The sequence below is a fragment of the Neisseria sp. HMSC03D10 genome, assembly GCF_001807625.1.
Taxonomy (GTDB): Bacteria; Pseudomonadota; Gammaproteobacteria; order Burkholderiales; family Neisseriaceae; genus Neisseria; species Neisseria mucosa.
Genome location: NZ_KV789527.1, coordinates 1 through 17,565, shown reverse-complemented (window position 1 = coordinate 17,565; position 17,565 = coordinate 1). Strand labels below are relative to the sequence as shown.

The following is a 17,565-nucleotide window of genomic DNA, read 5'->3' as shown; positions in this document are numbered from 1 at the left end:
CTTTGAGCTAAGGCGAGGTAACGCCGTCCTGGCTTAAAGTTAATCCACTATATCAATAAAACGCGTTTACCTATTCCCAAACAGCCCATAAACTTCCCACAAAAGGGAACGCAATGCCCGCATATTAATCCAATAAGAAGAATCCTCTGCAACACAAAAACAAGTTTTCAGACGACCCCAATATCCGGTACATCAGACACCATGCAGACATCTATCGCCATCAACCCCGAAACGCCCGCACCCGCCAAAGACCTCGGACACCGCCATTACAACGGCAAAGGCATCGTCCATTCCGTAGAATCCTGCGGCGCGGTGGACGGTCCCGGATTGCGTTACGTCCTCTTCCTGCAAGGCTGCCTCATGCGCTGCCTCTACTGCCACAACCGCGACACATGGGACTTGCACACCGAACAGGCCCAAGAAATGACTGTGCCCGAAGTCATGAAGCAAGTCATGTCCTACCGACACTACCTGCGCGCCACAGGCGGCGGCGTTACCGCCACAGGCGGCGAACCGCTCCTGCAATACGAATTCGTACGCGACTGGTTCACCGCCTGCCAAGAACACGACATCCACACCTGCCTCGACAGCAACGGCTACGCCCTGCATTACGATTCTATCCTTGACGACCTGCTCGACCACACCAACCTCGTCATGCTCGATTTAAAACAAATCGACCCCGAAATCCACAAAGTCCTCGTCGGCATCCCCAACACCAAAACCCTCAAATTTGCCCACTACCTCGCCGAACGCAAACAGCCCGCACGCGTCCGTTACGTCGTCGTCCCAGGCTATACCGACGACGACCGTTCCGCCCACCTGCTCGGCGAATTTATCGCCGATATGGACAATATCGAAATGGTCGAACTCCTTCCCTATCACGAACTGGGTGCGCACAAATGGGCATTGTGCGGCGACACCTACAAACTCACCGGCGTACATCCGCCTCCCAAAGAAACCATCCTCAAAATCAAATCGATTTTGGAAAGCTACGGCAAAAACATTATTTATTGAGTTCAAATCCAAAAAAAGGTCGTCTGAAAATGAAATATTCGCTTTCAGACGACCTTTTAGCAATCTTCATTCATCCGAACATATAACTCATAAATCATATAATTCAGACAGTTAACGACAATTTATCCAAAACATGAAATAAAACCGAAATAAAACTATACTTTTTCTTAATTTATGCGATAATAGCTAAACAAATTCTTAGCTACTTTGATAACATCCCTTACGAGAACAGCACCATGTCAGACGAAAAAAGCAAAGCCCTAGCCGCCGCCCTTGCCCAAATCGAAAAAAACTTCGGCAAAGGTTCCATTATGAAAATGGACGGCAGCCAGCAAGAAGAAAACCTCGACGTCATCTCCACCGGCTCGCTCGGCGTGGACTTGGCACTCGGCGTCGGCGGTCTGCCGCGCGGCCGTGTCGTCGAAATCTTTGGTCCGGAATCCTCCGGTAAAACCACACTCTGTCTCGAAGCCATTGCCCAATGCCAGAAAAACGGCGGCATCTGCGCCTTTATCGATGCCGAACACGCCTTTGACCCTGTTTACGCCCGCAAACTCGGCGTTAAAGTAGAAGAACTCTACCTCTCCCAACCCGATACCGGCGAGCAGGCTCTGGAAATCTGCGACACGCTGGTACGTTCCGGCGGCGTGGACATGGTCGTCGTCGACTCCGTAGCCGCCCTCGTGCCCAAAGCCGAAATCGAAGGCGAAATGGGAGACAGCCACGTCGGCCTGCAAGCCCGCCTAATGAGCCAAGCCCTGCGCAAACTGACCGGCCACATCAAACGCACGAATACACTGGTTGTCTTCATTAACCAAATCCGTATGAAAATCGGCGTGATGTTCGGCAGCCCTGAAACCACCACCGGCGGTAACGCCCTCAAATTCTACGCCTCCGTCCGCCTCGACATCCGCCGCACCGGACAAATCAAAAAAGGCGACGACGTTATCGGCAACGAAACCAAAGTCAAAGTCATCAAAAACAAAGTCGCCCCTCCGTTCCGCCAAGCCGAATTCGATATCCTGTACGGCGAAGGCGTAAGCTGGGAAGGCGAACTGATCGACCTTGGCGTCAAATACGACATCGTTGAAAAATCAGGCGCATGGTACAGCTACAACGGCGCCAAAATCGGACAAGGCAAAGACAATGTCCGCGTATGGCTAAAAGAAAACCCCGAAATCGCCAACGAAATCGACGCCAAAATCCGTGCCGCCGTGGGTATCAACGTTGATATTACCGAAGGCAAACTGGACGACACCGACGGCGAACGTCCGGAAGAATAAGCCTCTGCCTGTCTTTCAATAAAAAATATGAAAGGTCGTCTGAAAACGAATATAGCGGGTTTCGCTAAAAAGTTTTCAGACGACCTTTTCGCATTCGACAGAAAACATAGCCTTAAAAATGATAGAAATGCCTACATCGCCATTCCGATAAAGGTAGGCATCTGGAAATTAGGAATTACGGCAATTTTTAAATGTTACCGAAGAAATAGCCAAGGTCTGGCTTTCCACCATAGCTTGTCCTCGCACAGGCATAGGAGAAAATAGCAACTTCCAAGTTAATCTTCTGTATTTTAAAAATTTCAGAAATCCTGTTCCCTGTAACTTTTAATCTCCCTACACCTTAACCCGACACCCCGATTTCGCGCTTTCATATACTTTTTCCAGCAGCCCCAGCACATCCGCCACTTGGCGCGGTTGCACTGCTGAGGGAGATTTGCCTTGCAGCGCGTCATAAAGGTTTTCATAAAACGCCGCATAATTGCCGCTGACGCTTTCGATTGTTTTGCGGACGACCGCCCCGTCGATTTCTGTGTGCAGGATGCCCCATTCGTCTTCCGGCTCACGGTTCCACGCTCCGACGGGTTGCACGCCGCCGAGCAGCAGGGCTTCTTGGTTGTCGGCGTTTTGTTTGACGTATGAACCGCGTTTGCCATGCAAAGTCATGAATAGCAAAGGTTCGCGGGCATATTTGCTTGCGGTCAGGGCAACTTTTTTGCCGTCGGCGTAATAAAGCGCGATATAGAAATTGTCGTCGCTGACCGCTCCGTCATGCTGATAGCGCACGTCGGCATAAAGCTCATCGGGCATCCCGAAAATATCAACCGCCATATCCATGAGGTGCGAACCCAAATCGTACACCAGCCCTACGCCGGCCTCGCCCGTTTCCTTCCAGCGTTTTTTGTTCAAGGCAGCCGCATAACGCTCGAAACGAAACTCTGCATCCACAATTTCGCCTAAGAGGTCGTCTGAAAGCAGTTTTTTGGCAGTCAGCGGCGCGCTGTCCCAGCGGCGGTTTTGGTAAACGGTCAGCAATACGCCCTGCCGCTCGGCAAGTTCCGCCAGTTCCAAGGCTTGCGCCGCCGTGGCGCACAACGGTTTTTCCACCACCACATTTTTACCTGCACGCAAAGCCTGAGCGGCAAAATCGAAATGCGTCTGGTTCGGCGTGGTCACGACCACCAAATCGACATCGTCGGTAAGCAACTCCTCAAACGAACGCACGGTCTGTGCCTGCGGCAGGACTTCCTGCGCCCTATTGCCGCTGCGTTCAAACACACGCACGACTTCAAACCGCGAATCCGCACGCCAAAACGGCAGATGGAACACCTGCGCCGACATGCCGAACCCTGCCAATCCGATTTTGATTTTCCGCACAGCCAAACTCCTTTTCAGACGACCTCAAATTGCCGTATATCCGTTATAATACCGCACTTATTTCACACAGGCGGTCTGAAAACAAAGTTGAAACGGCCGCCGCCGTTTAAGGAAAACCATGAGAAAACCGCAACGCGGCTATGCCCGCCAAGACCGTGTCAAAGAACAAATCATGCGCGAACTGGCCGAGCTGGTCCGCACCGGCCTGAAAGACCCGCGCGCAGGCTTCATCACCATCAACGAAGTCGAAGTCACCCGCGATTACAGCCACGCCACCGTGTTCTACACCGTCCTCGACGACAGCACCCGCGACATCACCGAAGAAGCCTTGGAACACGCCAAAGGCCACTTGCGCAGCGAGCTGGCGAAACGCATCAAACTCTTCAAAACGCCGGAACTGCACTTCAAATACGACGAATCGCTCGAACGCGGCATGAGCATTTCCAGCCTCATCGACCAAGTGGCGGCGGAAAAGCCGGTGGAAGATTAAAAATAGACCTCTTGCGAAAATATTCATCCCATCGCATTAACCAGTCCTGCAATCAGATTTGCCCTTAACCCGAACCGTTTCCGCCTGTTGCGGTAAGGTAGCGACAAGATTTTGAATATCTTAAGTTTTCTGTTGATGTGCTCGATGACGGTTCTGAGTTTGCCTAACCACCTGTTCGCCTCTTTATCCTGTTTGTTCAGCGGATGATGTTTAGATTTCTTTTTCGGGGTCTGTAATCCGGTTTTAGCCAATCCTTGATAACCCCTATCCGCAATGACTATTTTGTAGGGATAAAGCTCTGCAAGGTGCTTCTTGGCTAAACGCATGTCATGCTGAGCACCCATCCCCGTCTGGATGCTGATGATTTTTTCAGTTTCTCTGCCGTATATGACTTGGATTTTAACCGTGTGTCGCTTTTTCTTGCCGCTGTAATACTGCCGCTGTTTTTTTGGGACGTTCAATCGGGCTTTCGGTAACGTCAATGATGACCGTTTGATCGCCCGGATTCTTGTGTTTTGGCAGGGAAAAGCGTTTGCAACGAATGAGAGCGTCCTCAGTTTTACGGATGGTGCGGCAGACATTACTTTCAGAAAGACCGTAGATAGCGGCCAATTCGAGTTGGGTATGATAATGGCGCAGATAACTTAGGGTAAGCAGCAGTTGGTCTGCCAAACCGAGCGTATGCGGCCTGCCCGACTTGACCTTCCGGCTTTCTGCTTCTGTGGTGACTTGCAGCATTTCATGAAAAAGGACGGGCGTTACACCTGTGAGCCGTTTGAATTCCCTGTCGCTTCTTTGGATTAGGTTTTCGTATTTCATTTGGGAATTGTAAATCTTCAGGATACTTTCGCAAGAGGTCTAATAAAGCTCTTCTGAACACCCGGTATTAAAACCGAAGATCTGTTTCAGACGGCCTCCTTGCTCTGCTTTAGGATATATCCATGACCTTTCCCGAATTTCTATTGTTTTTAGTATTTTTCTCCTATTGTGCCTGCTACGCTTTCAGTTTACGCAAAGGGAAAATCGTCTTTGATACCGCATCGGGCAACGAAATCCACATAGGTAAAAACGGGTGTTACTCGGTTTGGCATGATGGAGACGGACAAATCTCCTTCCACATCACCGACCTAAACGGGCGGGAAGTACCTCTCTCCAAACCGCTGTTTCATGCCAGTTTCCGCCGTACCGACGGCCGCATCACGCTTTTAAAGCAAGGCCGTCTGAAAAAAGGCAGCTACACAGTAGCAACACCAAATCCGCACAGCCACATCATCCTCAGAAAAACAATATCGGAAACGCCGATCATCCTACTCGGCACTTCCATCTTATCCCTTTCCTTCCTTCTCCACTGACATGACCGCCAAACCTGCCAAACGTCCCATCAACGGCGTCCTCCTGCTCGACAAGCCCGAAGGACTTTCCAGCAACACCACCCTGCAAAAAGCCCGCCGCCTCTACAACGCCGAAAAAGCGGGGCATACCGGCGTGCTCGATCCTTTGGCGACCGGACTTTTGCCCGTCTGCTTTGGCGAAGCGACCAAGTTCGCCCAATACCTGCTGGATGCCGACAAAGCCTACACCGCCACGCTGAAACTCGGCGAAGCCAGCAGCACGGGCGATGCCGAAGGCGAAATCATCGCTACTGCCCGAGCCGATATTTCCTTAGCCGAATTTCAGACGGCATGCCAAGCCCTGACAGGCAACATCCGCCAAGTGCCGCCGATGTTTTCCGCCCTCAAACACGAAGGCAAACCACTGTACGAATACGCCCGCAAAGGCATCGTCATCGAACGCAAACCGCGCGACATCACCATTTACGCCATCGATATTACCGAGTTTGACGCACCCAAAGCCGTCATCGACGTACGTTGCAGCAAAGGCACCTACATCCGCACCCTCAGCGAAGACATCGCCAAACACATCGGCACATTCGCCCACCTGACCGCCCTGCGCCGCACCGAAACCGCCGGTTTCACCATCCGCGAAAGCCACACGCTCGACGCCTTGGCGGCATTCGACGAAACCGAACGCGACGCCCTGCTCCTGCCCTGCGACGTTTTAGTGCGGCACCTCCCCAAAATCGAACTGAACGACCGCGCCGTAGCCATGCTCAAATGCGGCCAACGCCCGCAGTTTACCGAGGACATCTCCGCCAATCAGCCCATCCGCGTTTACGACAGAAGCGGAACATTTATCGGCTTGGTGGAATACCAAAAAGAAATCGGTCGCCTCAAAGCCCTGCGGCTGATGAATACGGCGAAAGAATGAAGAATCTGATTCTTAAGTGAAAATATAGAAAAGGTCGTCTGAAATATAGTTTTCAGACGACCTTTTCAGTTGAATTTCTTAAAATATTGGCAGATTTGAAACAACCGTTCTAGCCCCATGAAAAAAGTCGTCTGAAAACCTGTCATACCCGTTTTCAGACGACTTTTCGACTATTATCTCTATTGCCCTTGTTCCGTTTTCTTTTTGCGCGGACGGCGGCGGCGTTTCTTTTTCACACCTTCGTTGCCCTGCGCACGAGCATGGTTTGTCGTCATTTCATTGCGCAAACCTTCATCGGCATGCTGGAAACTGTTCCACCATTCGACCGTTTGGCGGTCAATCTCGCCCACTTCGCCGCGCAACACCAGAAAGTCGTAAGCAGCCCGGAAACGCTGCTGCGCGAGCAGGCGGTGCGGACGGGCGCCGCGCATCTGTTCGAATTGCGGTTGGAACTGCCAGATTTCCCGCATGGTCGCGGCAAAACGCTGCGGCACGCCCCAACCTTTTTCAACATCGCTCCGCAGGGATTCGATAGCGTCTGTCAGAGCAGGCGCAGGCTTTTGCCCCTGTGCCAGATTCCGTTGCCAGCGTCGGTTGACATCCGGCCACAATACGGCAGCCAAGACGAAGCCGACTGAAACCGATTTGTCCTGACGCAGCCGCTCGTCAGTGTTTTTCAGTGCAAGCGAAATAATGCGGTTTTCAGGCTTTTCCGCCGATTTTAACGCAGTCAAAAGCGGATGGATGTCGTCTGAAACACCCAAGCTGTTAAGTTTTTTCAAACATTCCCGCGCATGGCCGGAAAACAGCAGCTTCATGATTTCGTCAAACAGGCGGGCGACAGGTTCGTGTTTCAGATGACCAGCATACTCCGGAATCGGAGCGGCAGTGGATTCTTCCACCGAAAAGCCAAGTTTGCCCGACAAGCGTACGGCGCGCAGGATACGGACAGGGTCTTCACGATACCGCTCCGCAGCATCGCCTATCATAACCAGGCTTCTGTCGGCTATATCGTTGACGCCGTTATGGAAATCCAAAATTTCTTCGCGTATCGGATCGTAATACAACGCATTGCAGGTAAAGTCTCGGCGCATCGCATCTTCTTCTATGCTGCCATAAGTGTTGTCTTTCATAATCCTGCCGTGCGCGTTTTGCTGCACCTTGCCGCCGCCGCGGAATGTCGTTACTTCTATGGTTTCCGGACCTGTCATGACATGGACGATTTGAAAACGCCTGCCGATGATGCGGCTGCGGCGGAAAATTTTTCTCACCTGCTCCGGCGTAGCATCGGTGGCGACATCGAAGTCTTTAGGCTCTACACCCAACAGCATATCCCTGACCGCCCCACCTACGATATAGGCTTTGAATCCTTCCTCTTGCAAACGTTTGACGGTTTTTTCCGCTGCAAAACTGATCATATCCGCGCTGATACGGTATTCTTCAGCGGGGATGATTTCTTTGCGAACCTCGGTTTGCCTGCTCTGTCTGCCGGACAAAACTTTGTTCAGCCATTTTTTCAACATAGTCCTGATACTCTTTCTTGTTATCCTTCCGCCTGCAAACGGAAGCCACCGATGCGGGCGGGGCGTCATTATACCTTAAGTTGCGCTAACCTACGTCGTCTGAAGCCTCGCAGCCTCCGGCTGGCAGGCGCAGCGGTTTTAAATTACAATGAACCAAACTTATCCTTCCTGTCCGATGATGAAAAAAACCAACGTATTATCCTTATTCCTCGTCCTTGCCGCGACCGCCTGTTCAGACGGGTCTTCCGACAGCGTTACCGACAAATTCAAAAGCGAATTCCGCAAAGGTTTTGTCGAAGGCGCAACGGAGCAATGCGTTGCCAAAGTACCGAAAACAAGCCTGCTTTCGGAAGAAACCGTACTTCAAGTCTGTACCTGCACTGCTGAAAAAATGGCAGACCGCATTTCGGTGGAAGATATGTCTGCCATCCTGTCGGGCAATATCAGTGAAAACGTCAAAGAACAAATCAAACAGAGCACCACGGACTGTTTGAAAGAAACCGTCGGATTGGACGGCAAGCGCGCCGCTTCAGACAGCAAATAAACACTCCCTCCTTCTTCAAACCTCGTCTGAATCTTTTTCGGACGTTTTTCAAAATCATTCAAGAAATCGAGTTTGACATGACCACATTCGCGCAATTCCTTCCGGAACATTTACAGCAAAACGCCCTGCCCGAACAATTAGGCAGCGTATTGGAATCCGTCATCTCCGCCTGCAGCGAAATCAGCGGAAAAGTCCGCCTGGGCGCGCTTTCAGGCGTTTTGGGCATGGCAGGTACGGGCAACATCCAAGGTGAAGACCAAAAAAAACTCGACGTTATCGCCAACGATATTCTTATCCGTATATTAAAAGACAATCCGTCTGTTGCCGGTTTGGCAAGCGAAGAGGAAGACACTTTTGTCGCCGCCCATTCTGACGGACGCTATTTGGTTTTGTTCGACCCGCTGGACGGCTCGTCCAACATTGATGTTAACATCTCCGTCGGCACGATTTTTTCCATTTTGGAGAAACCCGAAGGCGATTTGGAAACGGCGTCATTTTTGCAGAAAGGCCGAGACCAAGTTGCCGCAGGTTATGTTTTATACGGCCCGCAAACCCAACTGGTATTGACCGTCGGACACGGCGTTTCCGTCTTTACTTTGGATGAGGACGGCAATTTTGTGATGACCAAAGAAAATCCGCGCGTTCCCGAAACCACCAAAGAATTTGCCATCAATATGTCCAACCGCCGCCATTGGCTGCCGCCCGTCCAACGTTATATCGACGAATTGCTGGCAGGTGAAACCGACAGTCGCGGTAAAAACTACAATATGCGCTGGGTTGCCAGCATGGTTGCCGAAATCCACCGCATCCTGATGCGCGGCGGCGTGTTCATGTACCCTCAAGACAAACGCGATCTCTCCAAACCGGGCAAACTGCGCCTGATGTACGAAGCCAACCCGATGAGCCTGATTTTGGAACAGGCAGGCGGCGCAGCTTTCGACGGACAGGCCGACATGCTGGATGTCAAGCCGGTCGGATTGCACCAACGCGTCGCCGTCTTCATGGGCAGCAAAGAAGAAGTGGACTATATCCGCAAACTTCATCAAGCCTGACAGGTGTAAAAATTAAATGAGTGGATTAAATTTAAATCAGGACAAGGCGACGAAGCCGCAGACATTACAAATAGTACGGCCAAGGCGAGGCAACGCCGTACTGGTTTAAAGTTAATCCACTATAAAAAGGTCGTCTGAAATTACCGTGTATGTTTCAGACGACCTTTTCCCAATATTCTGAAAATTGGAATGACCAGATAAAAAAATACCTCCTTACCTTGCTTCCGATTATCCATGCTTTATGTGAATTCCGCTGTGGATATATCAAATTAATAATTGATATAAAAGAAGAAAATATCATTGATTAAAAAACAGGCAGATAAAATTCCCAAAAAATAAGCAGAATTTGTCAAGCCTTTGCTGACCGCCGACCAGAATTTTTTTGCCCCCGTTTTTCAAACGCGTTACACTTCCTCCTCGTCTGTTTTCAGACGACGTTTCACTCCAACCATGCCGCTGCCGTCATTGCGCCGGCAGTCAGGCAGTCAGCGTCATTGCGCCGCTGTAAATACGAAAGAACACACTATGACCATCTCTCCCGTCGCCTTGCGCCGTAAGACCGAGCGCAAGCCGCATCCGACCGCGCGTTATTGGAAAAAATGCGATGTCGAAGCCCTGTTCGGACTTCCCTTCCTCGACCTCGTTTACCAAGCCGCTGAAATCCACCGCCAAAATTTCAATCCACGCGAAATCCAGCTTTCCACGCTGTTATCTATCAAAACCGGCGGCTGCCCCGAAGACTGCGCCTACTGCCCGCAATCGGCGCACCACAACACTAATCTGGGCAAAGAGCAGATGATGGATGTGGACGAAATCGTTGAAAAAGCCAAAATCGCCAAATCGCGCGGCGCAAGCCGTTTCTGCATGGGCGCGGCATGGCGCGGCCCCAAACCGAAAGACGTGGAGACGGTTTCCGCAATCATCAAAGCCGTGAAGGGTTTGGGCATGGAAACCTGCGGCACCTTTGGTATGCTCGAAGACGGTATGGCGGAAGACTTCAAAAAAGCAGGTTTGGATTACTACAACCACAACCTCGATACCGACCCCGACCGCTACAACGACATCATCCATACCCGCAAACACGAAGACCGCATGGACACCTTGGGCAAAGTTCGCAACGCCGGTTTGAAAGTCTGCTGCGGCGGCATCGTCGGCATGAACGAGACCCGCGCCGAGCGTGCCGGACTGATTGCCAGCCTCGCCAACCTCGACCCGCAGCCCGAAAGCGTACCGATTAACCAGTTGGTTAAAGTGGAAGGCACGCCGCTTGCCGATGCCGAAGATTTGGACTGGACGGAGTTCGTCCGCACCATCGCCGTGGCGCGGATTACCATGCCGCACAGCTATGTCCGCCTGTCGGCAGGACGCAGCAATATGCCCGAATCCATGCAGGCAATGTGTTTCATGGCGGGCGCGAACTCGATTTTCTACGGCGACAAACTCTTAACCACCGAAAATCCCGACGAAGACGGCGACCGCCTGCTGATGGAAAAGCTGGATTTGTATCCGCTGCAGTTTGAGCTGGAAGAAGAATACGAAGCGGCGCAGGAAACGCCCAAGATTAAGGTCGATTATTAATCCTTCCACAAAAACACAAGGTCGCCTGAAAACGGGTATCAACGTTTCATTTCGTTGAAACAGATTTTCAGACGACCTTTTTTGTAGAGATGAAAATAAGATTCAAGCATTATGCCACCTTGTTTGCCTCCCATCTTTTCCATTATAATTCGCCCTTGAAAAAACCTTCGTTTTTCTGTGGAATCGCTCTCTAAAAAAGAGCAAGTTTTTCCTAGATTCCCGCAAAACGATACAAAGGTCGTCTGAAAGCATCATTCAATGAAGCGATGTTTTCAGACGGCCTTTTTGAACACGCAGACAGGCAGATTCAAACAAAAACATTACCGTCTCTCGCCATTCCATCCGCACTTCCAATACACCGCATCATGTTCCGTCTTACCGCCTATCCCATCTCCCCGAAACAGGCCACCTTCATCGGCCTTTTCGCCGTCTGTTTTTGGAGTTCCGTCATCGGGTTAATCCGTACCTTGAGCCTGCACATGGGGGCGGTAGGCGGCGCAGCGGTCATGTACAGCCTTGCCACGATATTGCTGCTGCTGATTTTCGGCAAACCCGATTTGCGCCGCTTCAGCCGGAATTACCTTTTTTGGGCAGGTATCTTTTTTGTCGGCTGCGAACTGTGCCTGTCCCTTTCCATCGGATATGCGGACAACGCCAGACAAACCGTCGAAATCGGCATGGTCAATTATTTATGGCCGACTTTTACCATCATCGGCGCGGTCTGGTTTAACAAACAGCCGGCAAAATGGTGGATCGCCATAGGCTTTGCACTATCCTTCATCGGCATTGCCATTGTCTTGGGCGGGGAAGGCGGATTGTCCCCAGCCCATATTTACCGCAATGTCCTCGCCAATCCCGCAGGCTATATCATGGCGCTCTTGGACGCGCTGTTTTGGGCGGCATATTGCACACTGACCGCGAGGGTTAAGGCGCAGGGTAATGCCGTCGGCTTTTTCTTTTTCCTCGTTTCCTGCGTTCTGTGGGCTAAATATTTTGCAGGCAGCTACGGCAGCCTCAATTTCGATACCGAATCAGTCTTATATGCGCTTGCTGCCGCATCCTGTATGGGTTTGGGCTATGCAGTGTGGAACATCGGCATCTCGCGCGGCAATATGACCGTTTTGGCAGGAGCATCTTATTTTATCCCCGTTTTCTCCGCCCTGATTTCATCCTTCCTGCTCGACGCACCGCTTCCTACGGAATTTTGGCAAGGTGCGGCGATGGTATGCATCGGATCGGCCGTATGCTGGTTGGCAACACAAAAGAAAGCATGACCGCACCTCTAAATCATAGAAATAAGATTTTCGGTTGAAACATATACCGATAAAAGCGTAACCGCCCCCGACCGTATCACATCTCAACACAACGTCGTCTGAAAACCGACATGGCAGGTTTTGCTCAAGCCGGTTTTCAGACGACGTTTTTCTTATCAAAGTACCAACTTATCTTTTGGGCGACAGTTTATCGACCAAACCGCCGTCAGCGAAGAATTTTTTCATGATTTCATCCCATGTACCGAATTTTTCGTTGGGGCTGAAGGTTTCGATTTCGGGGAAATCTGCTTTGTGTGCGGCGAAGACTTCGGCATTGCGCGGACGCAGGTAGAGTTTGGCGGCAAGCTCCTGCGCGGGTTTGCTCCATAGATATTCCAAATATTCCTTAGCGGCTTCCTGCGTACCTTTCTTGTCGGCAACGCTGTCCACAACGGCAACAGGGGTTTCAGACAGAATGGTATAGCTCGGATAAACGATTTCAAACTGATCTTGGGTCAGTTTTTTACTGACGTGATTCGCCTCGTTTTCAAAGGTAACCAAAACGTCGCCGATATTGCGCTGACTGAATGTTGTCGTGGCGGCACGTCCGCCGTTTTCAAACACAGGCGTGTTTTTCAGGACGGAAGCGGCAAATTCCTGCGCTTTGGCTTCATCGCCGTTGTTGGCTTTCAAACCGTAAGCGTATGCGCCAAGGAAAGCATAGCGGCCATTGCCGGAAGTTTTCGGGTTGGCAAGTACGATTTTGACACCGTCTTTCGCCAAGTCGTTCCAGTCTTTGATTTGTTTGGGATTGCCTTTGCGGACAAGGAAAACGGTTACGCTGGTATAGGGAACGGCATTGTCCGGCAGACGTTTTGCCCAATCGGGTTTAATCAGCCCTTTTTGAGCCAACAAATCGATGTCAGAAGTCTGGTTCATGGTAACGACATCCGCCGCCAGGCCGTTGGCAACAGACAATGCCTGCTTGCTGGAACCGCCGTGCGACTGTTGAATGTCTATGTCTGCGCCCTTGTGTTTGCTTTGATATTCTTTGACAAACAAAGGGTTGTATTCCTTATAAAAATCTCGTGCCACATCATAAGAAACATTCAACAGTTTGACACCTTTGCCGTCTGCCGCAGGAGAAGACGGTGAAGCGGTGTTTTGTTCGGATTGCGGCGAGCATGCCGCTAAAACGGCGGCGGCGAAAAGGGCGGTTGTGCGGACAGTCATTTTGTTCTCCAAATATTTGACAGGCACACTTTATACCGACGTTTCAGACGACGGAAATAATGTTTGCTTTCGGGTTTAGCGATTTTGGTTATAAACCCCAAAATTCGGCCAATGCCCGATGATTTCATATCGATTGGGAATTTAAAGCACTCGGAAGTTTTTCTGCACGATATACTTTCCGATCGTATCGGCTTCTTCCATATTGCAGGACTTTATTCCATATCCAATCTCAAAAACAACGTCGTCTGAAAACAGGCAGAGCAGACTTTGCTAAAGCCATATTTTCAGACGACGTTTTTATCTAAACCCAGAAGAGGGCTACTCTATCCCAATATCCAAACACACGGTTTCGCCGCAATATGCTTTGCCTGCATCAGTCATATGCGCGGGTTTGTAGGCGGCGAAGGCGTAGGTCAGGTCAGCGCGGAAGGTGTCTTTGTCTGCTTCGCCGGTGTCGCAGTTCAGTCCGGTCGGGATGTCCAGCGCGATTTTGAAACCGTCGGCTTGGTTCAGCAGGCGGCAGACGGCGGCGGCTGTTTCGGGCAATGCGCCGCTGAAGCCTGTTCCGAAAATGCCTTCGATAACGAGGTCGTAACCTGTTTTCAGACAACCTTCCAGTTCATTGGTGCGGATAAAGCTGACACCGTCTAAATGATTCAAACGCTCTTGATTCAACTGCGCCAGCGACGACAGTTTGTCTCCCAAGACGAAAGCGACATCTACCTGCCAATCATGCCCCGACAACACGCGCGCGATAACCAAACCGTCGCCGCCATTATTGCCCTTGCCGCAAACGATTAACGCGCGCCCTGCTTTGGGGAAGCTGCGCAGCAAATCAGTCGCGGCGGCTTGTCCCGCGTTTTCCATCAGTTGCTCGAAAGTCGTGCCTTTATCGACTGCCATTTGTTCGTGTTCGCGCATTTCTGCGGCGGTGTAGATTTTCATCATTCGCTCCTTTGCTCTTCAGTCCTTCATAAAACATCCAAACGAAAACCTTATCAATAGCCCTTCCTGACTTTCACAACGAATCATTCGCTTTCTTTGATTTGTCGCAATATGTCGTCTGAAAATCAAGAACTTGGTCGCTTTGTATTTGATTTTTACGTTAACAAGATTTATTATCAAAATTAAACAAAGTGATAAACAATCAAAACTACTTCTTTTGCGGGGACGGGCGTTGGGATATGCCTCTGGCTACCCTGTGTCTGATTCGTCTTTACTTGCCGTCTCTTTTTTCAATCGACAACGAAAGTAAAACACACTATGTCTGCCATACCTTTGTCAAAACTCAGTAAAGGCGCAGTCGCGCACATCGACTCCATCGTCCCCAATTCGACTTTCGGCGAACTCGACCCGCTGGTTACACGCCGCCTTGCCGACTTGGGCTTTTCAAGTGGAATGCCGTTGCAAGTGATTGCCGTCGGCGGATTCGGACGCGGCCCGTTTGCCGTACGTTTGGGCAACCAGTCGCAATTCTCGTTACGGCAGGAAGAGGCGGGAAAAATTATGTGCCATGTGATTGACGGCTGACCGCCGTACACGCAGGCAGGCTTCTATTTTGAAAATGCGGCATAGGCGGATTTAATCTGACCGCCCCATCCTTTTCAGACGACCTAGGTCGTCTGAAAACACAATTTCAAAACCTTTCCCCCAAATCCCACTCCAAACTTATCAAACAATCAAAAAAGGAGAGTTCAATTCATGGAACTAAGCTATTTTGCCTTGATTGGCGCGCCAAACTGCGGCAAAACCGTTTTATTCAACGGTTTGACCGGCGCACATGCCAAGGTTGCCAATTATCCGGGCGTAACGGTCGATAAGCGCGAGGGTGCCTTCCTCGACGATGCGGCCGTCCGCATTATCGACCTGCCGGGCACATACAGCTTACGCACGACCAGCCCCGACGAAGCGGTGGCGAAAGATGTCGCCGTAGGCAAGCTGGGCATTCCGCCCGACGCCATCATCGCCGTTGCCGACGCGACCAACCTGCGTATGACCCTGCGCATGATTTTGGAACTGAAAACGCTGGGACTGCCTATGGTGGTGTCGCTGAACATGAGCGACGTTGCCCGCAGAAGGGGTTTGAATATTGATGCCGCCAAACTGAGCGAGTTGTTGGATGCACCTGTTTTGGAAACAGTCGCAGTGAGCGCGTCGGGCGTACAGGCGGTACGCGAAGCCGTGGCGAAGCTGCCGCGCAAACGCTCTTTCCCCGCCAACCCCGCTTCTGCCGAACGCACGCTCGAGGCGCTGGAGAGCGACAAACTTTATCAAGAAGTCGAATCGATTTTGGCACAAGTGGTACGCACCCAGATGACGCTGCCCGCATGGCACAAAAAACTCGACGACATCGTGCTGCACCCCGTCTGGGGCATAATTATGCTGCTGGTCATCCTGTTTATGGTGTTCCAAGCGGTTTACACATGGGCGGCGCCGATTATGGACGCCATCGAAGGCGGCTTTACCGCGCTGGGCGAATGGATAGGCGCCAACATGGAGCCGGGCATCCTCAGCGACTTGCTCGTCAACGGCGTCATTGCCGGTATGGGCAGCGTGTTGGTGTTCGTGCCGCAGATTACGATTTTGTTCGCCTTCATCCTGCTTTTGGAAGACTCAGGCTACCTGCCGCGTGCGGCTTTCCTGCTGGATAACGTGATGGCGAAAAGCGGCCTGTCCGGACGCTCATTCATCCCGCTCCTGTCGAGTTTCGCCTGTGCCGTTCCCGCCGTTATGTCGGCGCGTACGATTAATGACCCGCGCGAACGCCTCGTTACCATCGCCGTCGCCCCGCTGCTGACCTGCTCCGCGCGGCTGCCCGTTTACGCGCTGATTATCGCCGCCGTCATTCCTAATCGCACCGTAGGCGGGATTTTCAACCTGCAAGGACTGACGCTGTTCATCCTCTATCTCGTAGGCATCCTGTCTGCCGCCTTGGCAGCGTATATCATGAAACGCTTGGCGCGTATGAAAGGCAACGTGCAGCAATTCCCGCTCTTGATGGAGCTGCCGACTTTCCGCACGCCCAACTTCAAACACATCATGACCAGCCTGTGGGACAGGGTAAAAGCCTTCCTCAAACGCGCCGGTACGATTATCTTCGCCCTTGCCGTAGTTTTGTGGGGCTTGGTAAGCTGGCCGCAACCGCCCGCAGGTGCAACAGGCGCGGCAATCGACTACAGCTTGGCGGGTATGCTCGGCCACGCTATCCAACCATTGTTCGCCCCGCTGGGCTTCACTTGGGAAATGTGTATCGCCATGATTCCGGGCATCGCCGCACGCGAAGTCGTCGTTGCTGCACTGGGTACGGTCTATGCCGTCAGCGCGTCGTCTGAAGACGCCGTACAAAACGCGCTGATTCCGATCGTACACAACAACTGGGGTTTGCCAACCGCCTTTGCCTTCTTGGCTTGGTATGTGTATGCTCCGATGTGTGCCGCGACTTTAACCGTAATTAAACGCGAAACCAAATCCACGAAAAATATGCTTATGATTACAGGCTATTTGTTCCTGATGGCTTATTTTGCCGCATTTGTGGTTTACCAAATTACTTCAAGGATAATGTGATGACTCAATATATTATCGTCGGCTTGATTATGCTCGCCTGCGTATTCTTCCTCTTGCGAAAATTCGTATTCAAACCGAAAAAACGCGATTGCAGCAGCGGCTGCGGCAAATGCGGCGGTTGCGGCTGAGTATGGATAGCTAGGAAGCAGAAAGGTCCTTGGATTCGGATTTCAAGTGCAACACTAGGGTACCAGTGGTTGGAACAGATTTAAGAATAAAACACTTGGCGTTTCGTAGCCAAGTGTTTTTCTCGGCCGGTGGTTCAACTCATCTTGAACCCTGCGTATCTCCCGATCGCTGATATTTCGGAAATCGGTTTGTTTGGGGAAAGATTGTCGGATGAGTCCGTTGGTGTTTTCATTCAGCCCTTTTTCCCACGAATGGTAAGG

Annotated in this window: 17 protein-coding genes and 1 pseudogene; 12 read left to right on the top strand and 6 right to left on the bottom strand. The window is 51.3% G+C overall.

The genetic code is table 11. The features are described 5' to 3' along the window. Positions 1-201 precede the first annotated feature (201 nt). Together pflA and recA are read left to right on the top strand one after the other, a co-directional pair. Positions 202-1,014 carry a pyruvate formate lyase 1-activating protein gene (gene pflA, locus HMPREF3066_RS05030; RefSeq protein WP_070440873.1) on the top strand — a complete coding sequence of 271 codons (813 nt, stop codon included), beginning with the start codon at positions 202-204 and terminating at the stop codon, positions 1,012-1,014. Between the two features lie 236 nt (positions 1,015-1,250). Then, the gene (recA, locus tag HMPREF3066_RS05025) at positions 1,251-2,297 is read left to right on the top strand and encodes a recombinase RecA (RefSeq protein ID WP_049225386.1); all 1,047 of its coding nucleotides are present in this window, start codon (positions 1,251-1,253) and stop codon (positions 2,295-2,297) included. Positions 2,298-2,630: 333 nt separating this feature from the next. Here recA and HMPREF3066_RS05015 read toward each other — a convergent pair whose 3' ends face one another. Continuing rightward, positions 2,631-3,671 carry a Gfo/Idh/MocA family oxidoreductase gene (locus HMPREF3066_RS05015; protein ID WP_070440866.1) on the bottom strand — a complete coding sequence of 347 codons (1,041 nt, stop codon included), beginning with the start codon at positions 3,669-3,671 and terminating at the stop codon, positions 2,631-2,633. Between the two features lie 118 nt (positions 3,672-3,789). Here HMPREF3066_RS05015 and rbfA point away from each other — a divergent pair, with 118 nt between their 5' ends. Further along, entirely contained in the window at positions 3,790-4,161 is a 372-nt protein-coding gene (gene rbfA, locus HMPREF3066_RS05010; RefSeq protein WP_003685554.1) for a 30S ribosome-binding factor RbfA, read from the top strand. Positions 4,162-4,184: 23 nt separating this feature from the next. Here the strand turns inward: rbfA and HMPREF3066_RS12200 are convergent. Beyond that, positions 4,185-4,980 (bottom strand): IS5 family transposase gene (locus tag HMPREF3066_RS12200; RefSeq protein ID WP_099048401.1). Its coding sequence is split into 2 segments (ribosomal slippage): positions 4,185-4,613 and positions 4,615-4,980, totalling 795 coding nucleotides; the frame shifts between segments, so codons are not numbered across the junction. Between the two features lie 122 nt (positions 4,981-5,102). On the opposite strand from HMPREF3066_RS12200, the gene HMPREF3066_RS04995 reads away from it, so the two are divergent. Together HMPREF3066_RS04995 and truB are read left to right on the top strand one after the other, a co-directional pair. Next, positions 5,103-5,513 carry a hypothetical protein gene (locus tag HMPREF3066_RS04995; protein ID WP_019271290.1) on the top strand — a complete coding sequence of 137 codons (411 nt, stop codon included), beginning with the start codon at positions 5,103-5,105 and terminating at the stop codon, positions 5,511-5,513. A gap of 1 nt (position 5,514) precedes the next feature. After that, positions 5,515-6,429: a tRNA pseudouridine(55) synthase TruB gene (truB, locus tag HMPREF3066_RS04990; RefSeq protein WP_070440863.1), complete on the top strand. Its 915-nt coding sequence runs from the start codon at positions 5,515-5,517 to the stop codon at positions 6,427-6,429. 179 nt (positions 6,430-6,608) lie between these two features. On the opposite strand, the gene HMPREF3066_RS04985 is transcribed toward truB, so the two are convergent. Continuing rightward, the gene (locus HMPREF3066_RS04985) at positions 6,609-7,952 is read right to left on the bottom strand and encodes a polynucleotide adenylyltransferase PcnB (RefSeq protein ID WP_070440860.1); all 1,344 of its coding nucleotides are present in this window, start codon (positions 7,950-7,952) and stop codon (positions 6,609-6,611) included. Between the two features lie 148 nt (positions 7,953-8,100). On the opposite strand from HMPREF3066_RS04985, the gene HMPREF3066_RS04980 reads away from it, so the two are divergent. From HMPREF3066_RS04980 to yddG, 4 genes are all read left to right on the top strand, one after another. After that, positions 8,101-8,496, top strand: coding sequence for a hypothetical protein (locus HMPREF3066_RS04980; RefSeq protein ID WP_060975412.1), 396 nt, complete (start codon positions 8,101-8,103; stop codon positions 8,494-8,496). A 77-nt stretch (positions 8,497-8,573) separates the two neighbouring features. After that, positions 8,574-9,548: a class 1 fructose-bisphosphatase gene (locus HMPREF3066_RS04975; protein WP_070440857.1), complete on the top strand. Its 975-nt coding sequence runs from the start codon at positions 8,574-8,576 to the stop codon at positions 9,546-9,548. A gap of 525 nt (positions 9,549-10,073) precedes the next feature. After that, positions 10,074-11,126 carry a biotin synthase BioB gene (gene bioB, locus HMPREF3066_RS04970; RefSeq protein ID WP_070440854.1) on the top strand — a complete coding sequence of 351 codons (1,053 nt, stop codon included), beginning with the start codon at positions 10,074-10,076 and terminating at the stop codon, positions 11,124-11,126. 365 nt (positions 11,127-11,491) lie between these two features. Next, positions 11,492-12,400: an aromatic amino acid DMT transporter YddG gene (yddG, locus tag HMPREF3066_RS04965; RefSeq protein ID WP_099048479.1), complete on the top strand. Its 909-nt coding sequence runs from the start codon at positions 11,492-11,494 to the stop codon at positions 12,398-12,400. Between the two features lie 168 nt (positions 12,401-12,568). Here the strand turns inward: yddG and HMPREF3066_RS04960 are convergent, their stop codons facing one another. Further along, entirely contained in the window at positions 12,569-13,612 is a 1,044-nt protein-coding gene (locus HMPREF3066_RS04960) for a sulfate ABC transporter substrate-binding protein (RefSeq protein ID WP_039406965.1), read from the bottom strand. Between the two features lie 318 nt (positions 13,613-13,930). Then, on the bottom strand, positions 13,931-14,557 hold the full coding sequence (locus HMPREF3066_RS04955) for an NAD(P)H-hydrate epimerase (RefSeq protein ID WP_083286406.1): 627 nt from the start codon (positions 14,555-14,557) through the stop codon (positions 13,931-13,933). A gap of 318 nt (positions 14,558-14,875) precedes the next feature. On the opposite strand from HMPREF3066_RS04955, the gene HMPREF3066_RS04950 reads away from it, so the two are divergent. The 3 genes from HMPREF3066_RS04950 to HMPREF3066_RS12195 all read left to right on the top strand — a co-directional run bounded on the left by HMPREF3066_RS04950 (position 14,876) and on the right by HMPREF3066_RS12195 (position 17,304). Then, positions 14,876-15,142, top strand: coding sequence for a FeoA family protein (locus HMPREF3066_RS04950; RefSeq protein ID WP_003742387.1), 267 nt, complete (start codon positions 14,876-14,878; stop codon positions 15,140-15,142). Positions 15,143-15,313: 171 nt separating this feature from the next. Further along, complete coding sequence (gene feoB, locus HMPREF3066_RS04945) at positions 15,314-17,176, top strand: ferrous iron transporter B (protein ID WP_070440845.1); 1,863 nt, start codon at positions 15,314-15,316, stop codon at positions 17,174-17,176. Then, positions 17,176-17,304, top strand: coding sequence for a FeoB-associated Cys-rich membrane protein (locus HMPREF3066_RS12195; RefSeq protein ID WP_003683546.1), 129 nt, complete (start codon positions 17,176-17,178; stop codon positions 17,302-17,304). Before feoB ends, HMPREF3066_RS12195 begins: the two co-directional genes overlap by 1 nt. 54 nt (positions 17,305-17,358) lie before the next feature. Here HMPREF3066_RS12195 and HMPREF3066_RS04940 read toward each other — a convergent pair. Continuing rightward, positions 17,359-17,565 (bottom strand): annotated as a pseudogene (locus tag HMPREF3066_RS04940) (IS30 family transposase); the annotation flags it as partial.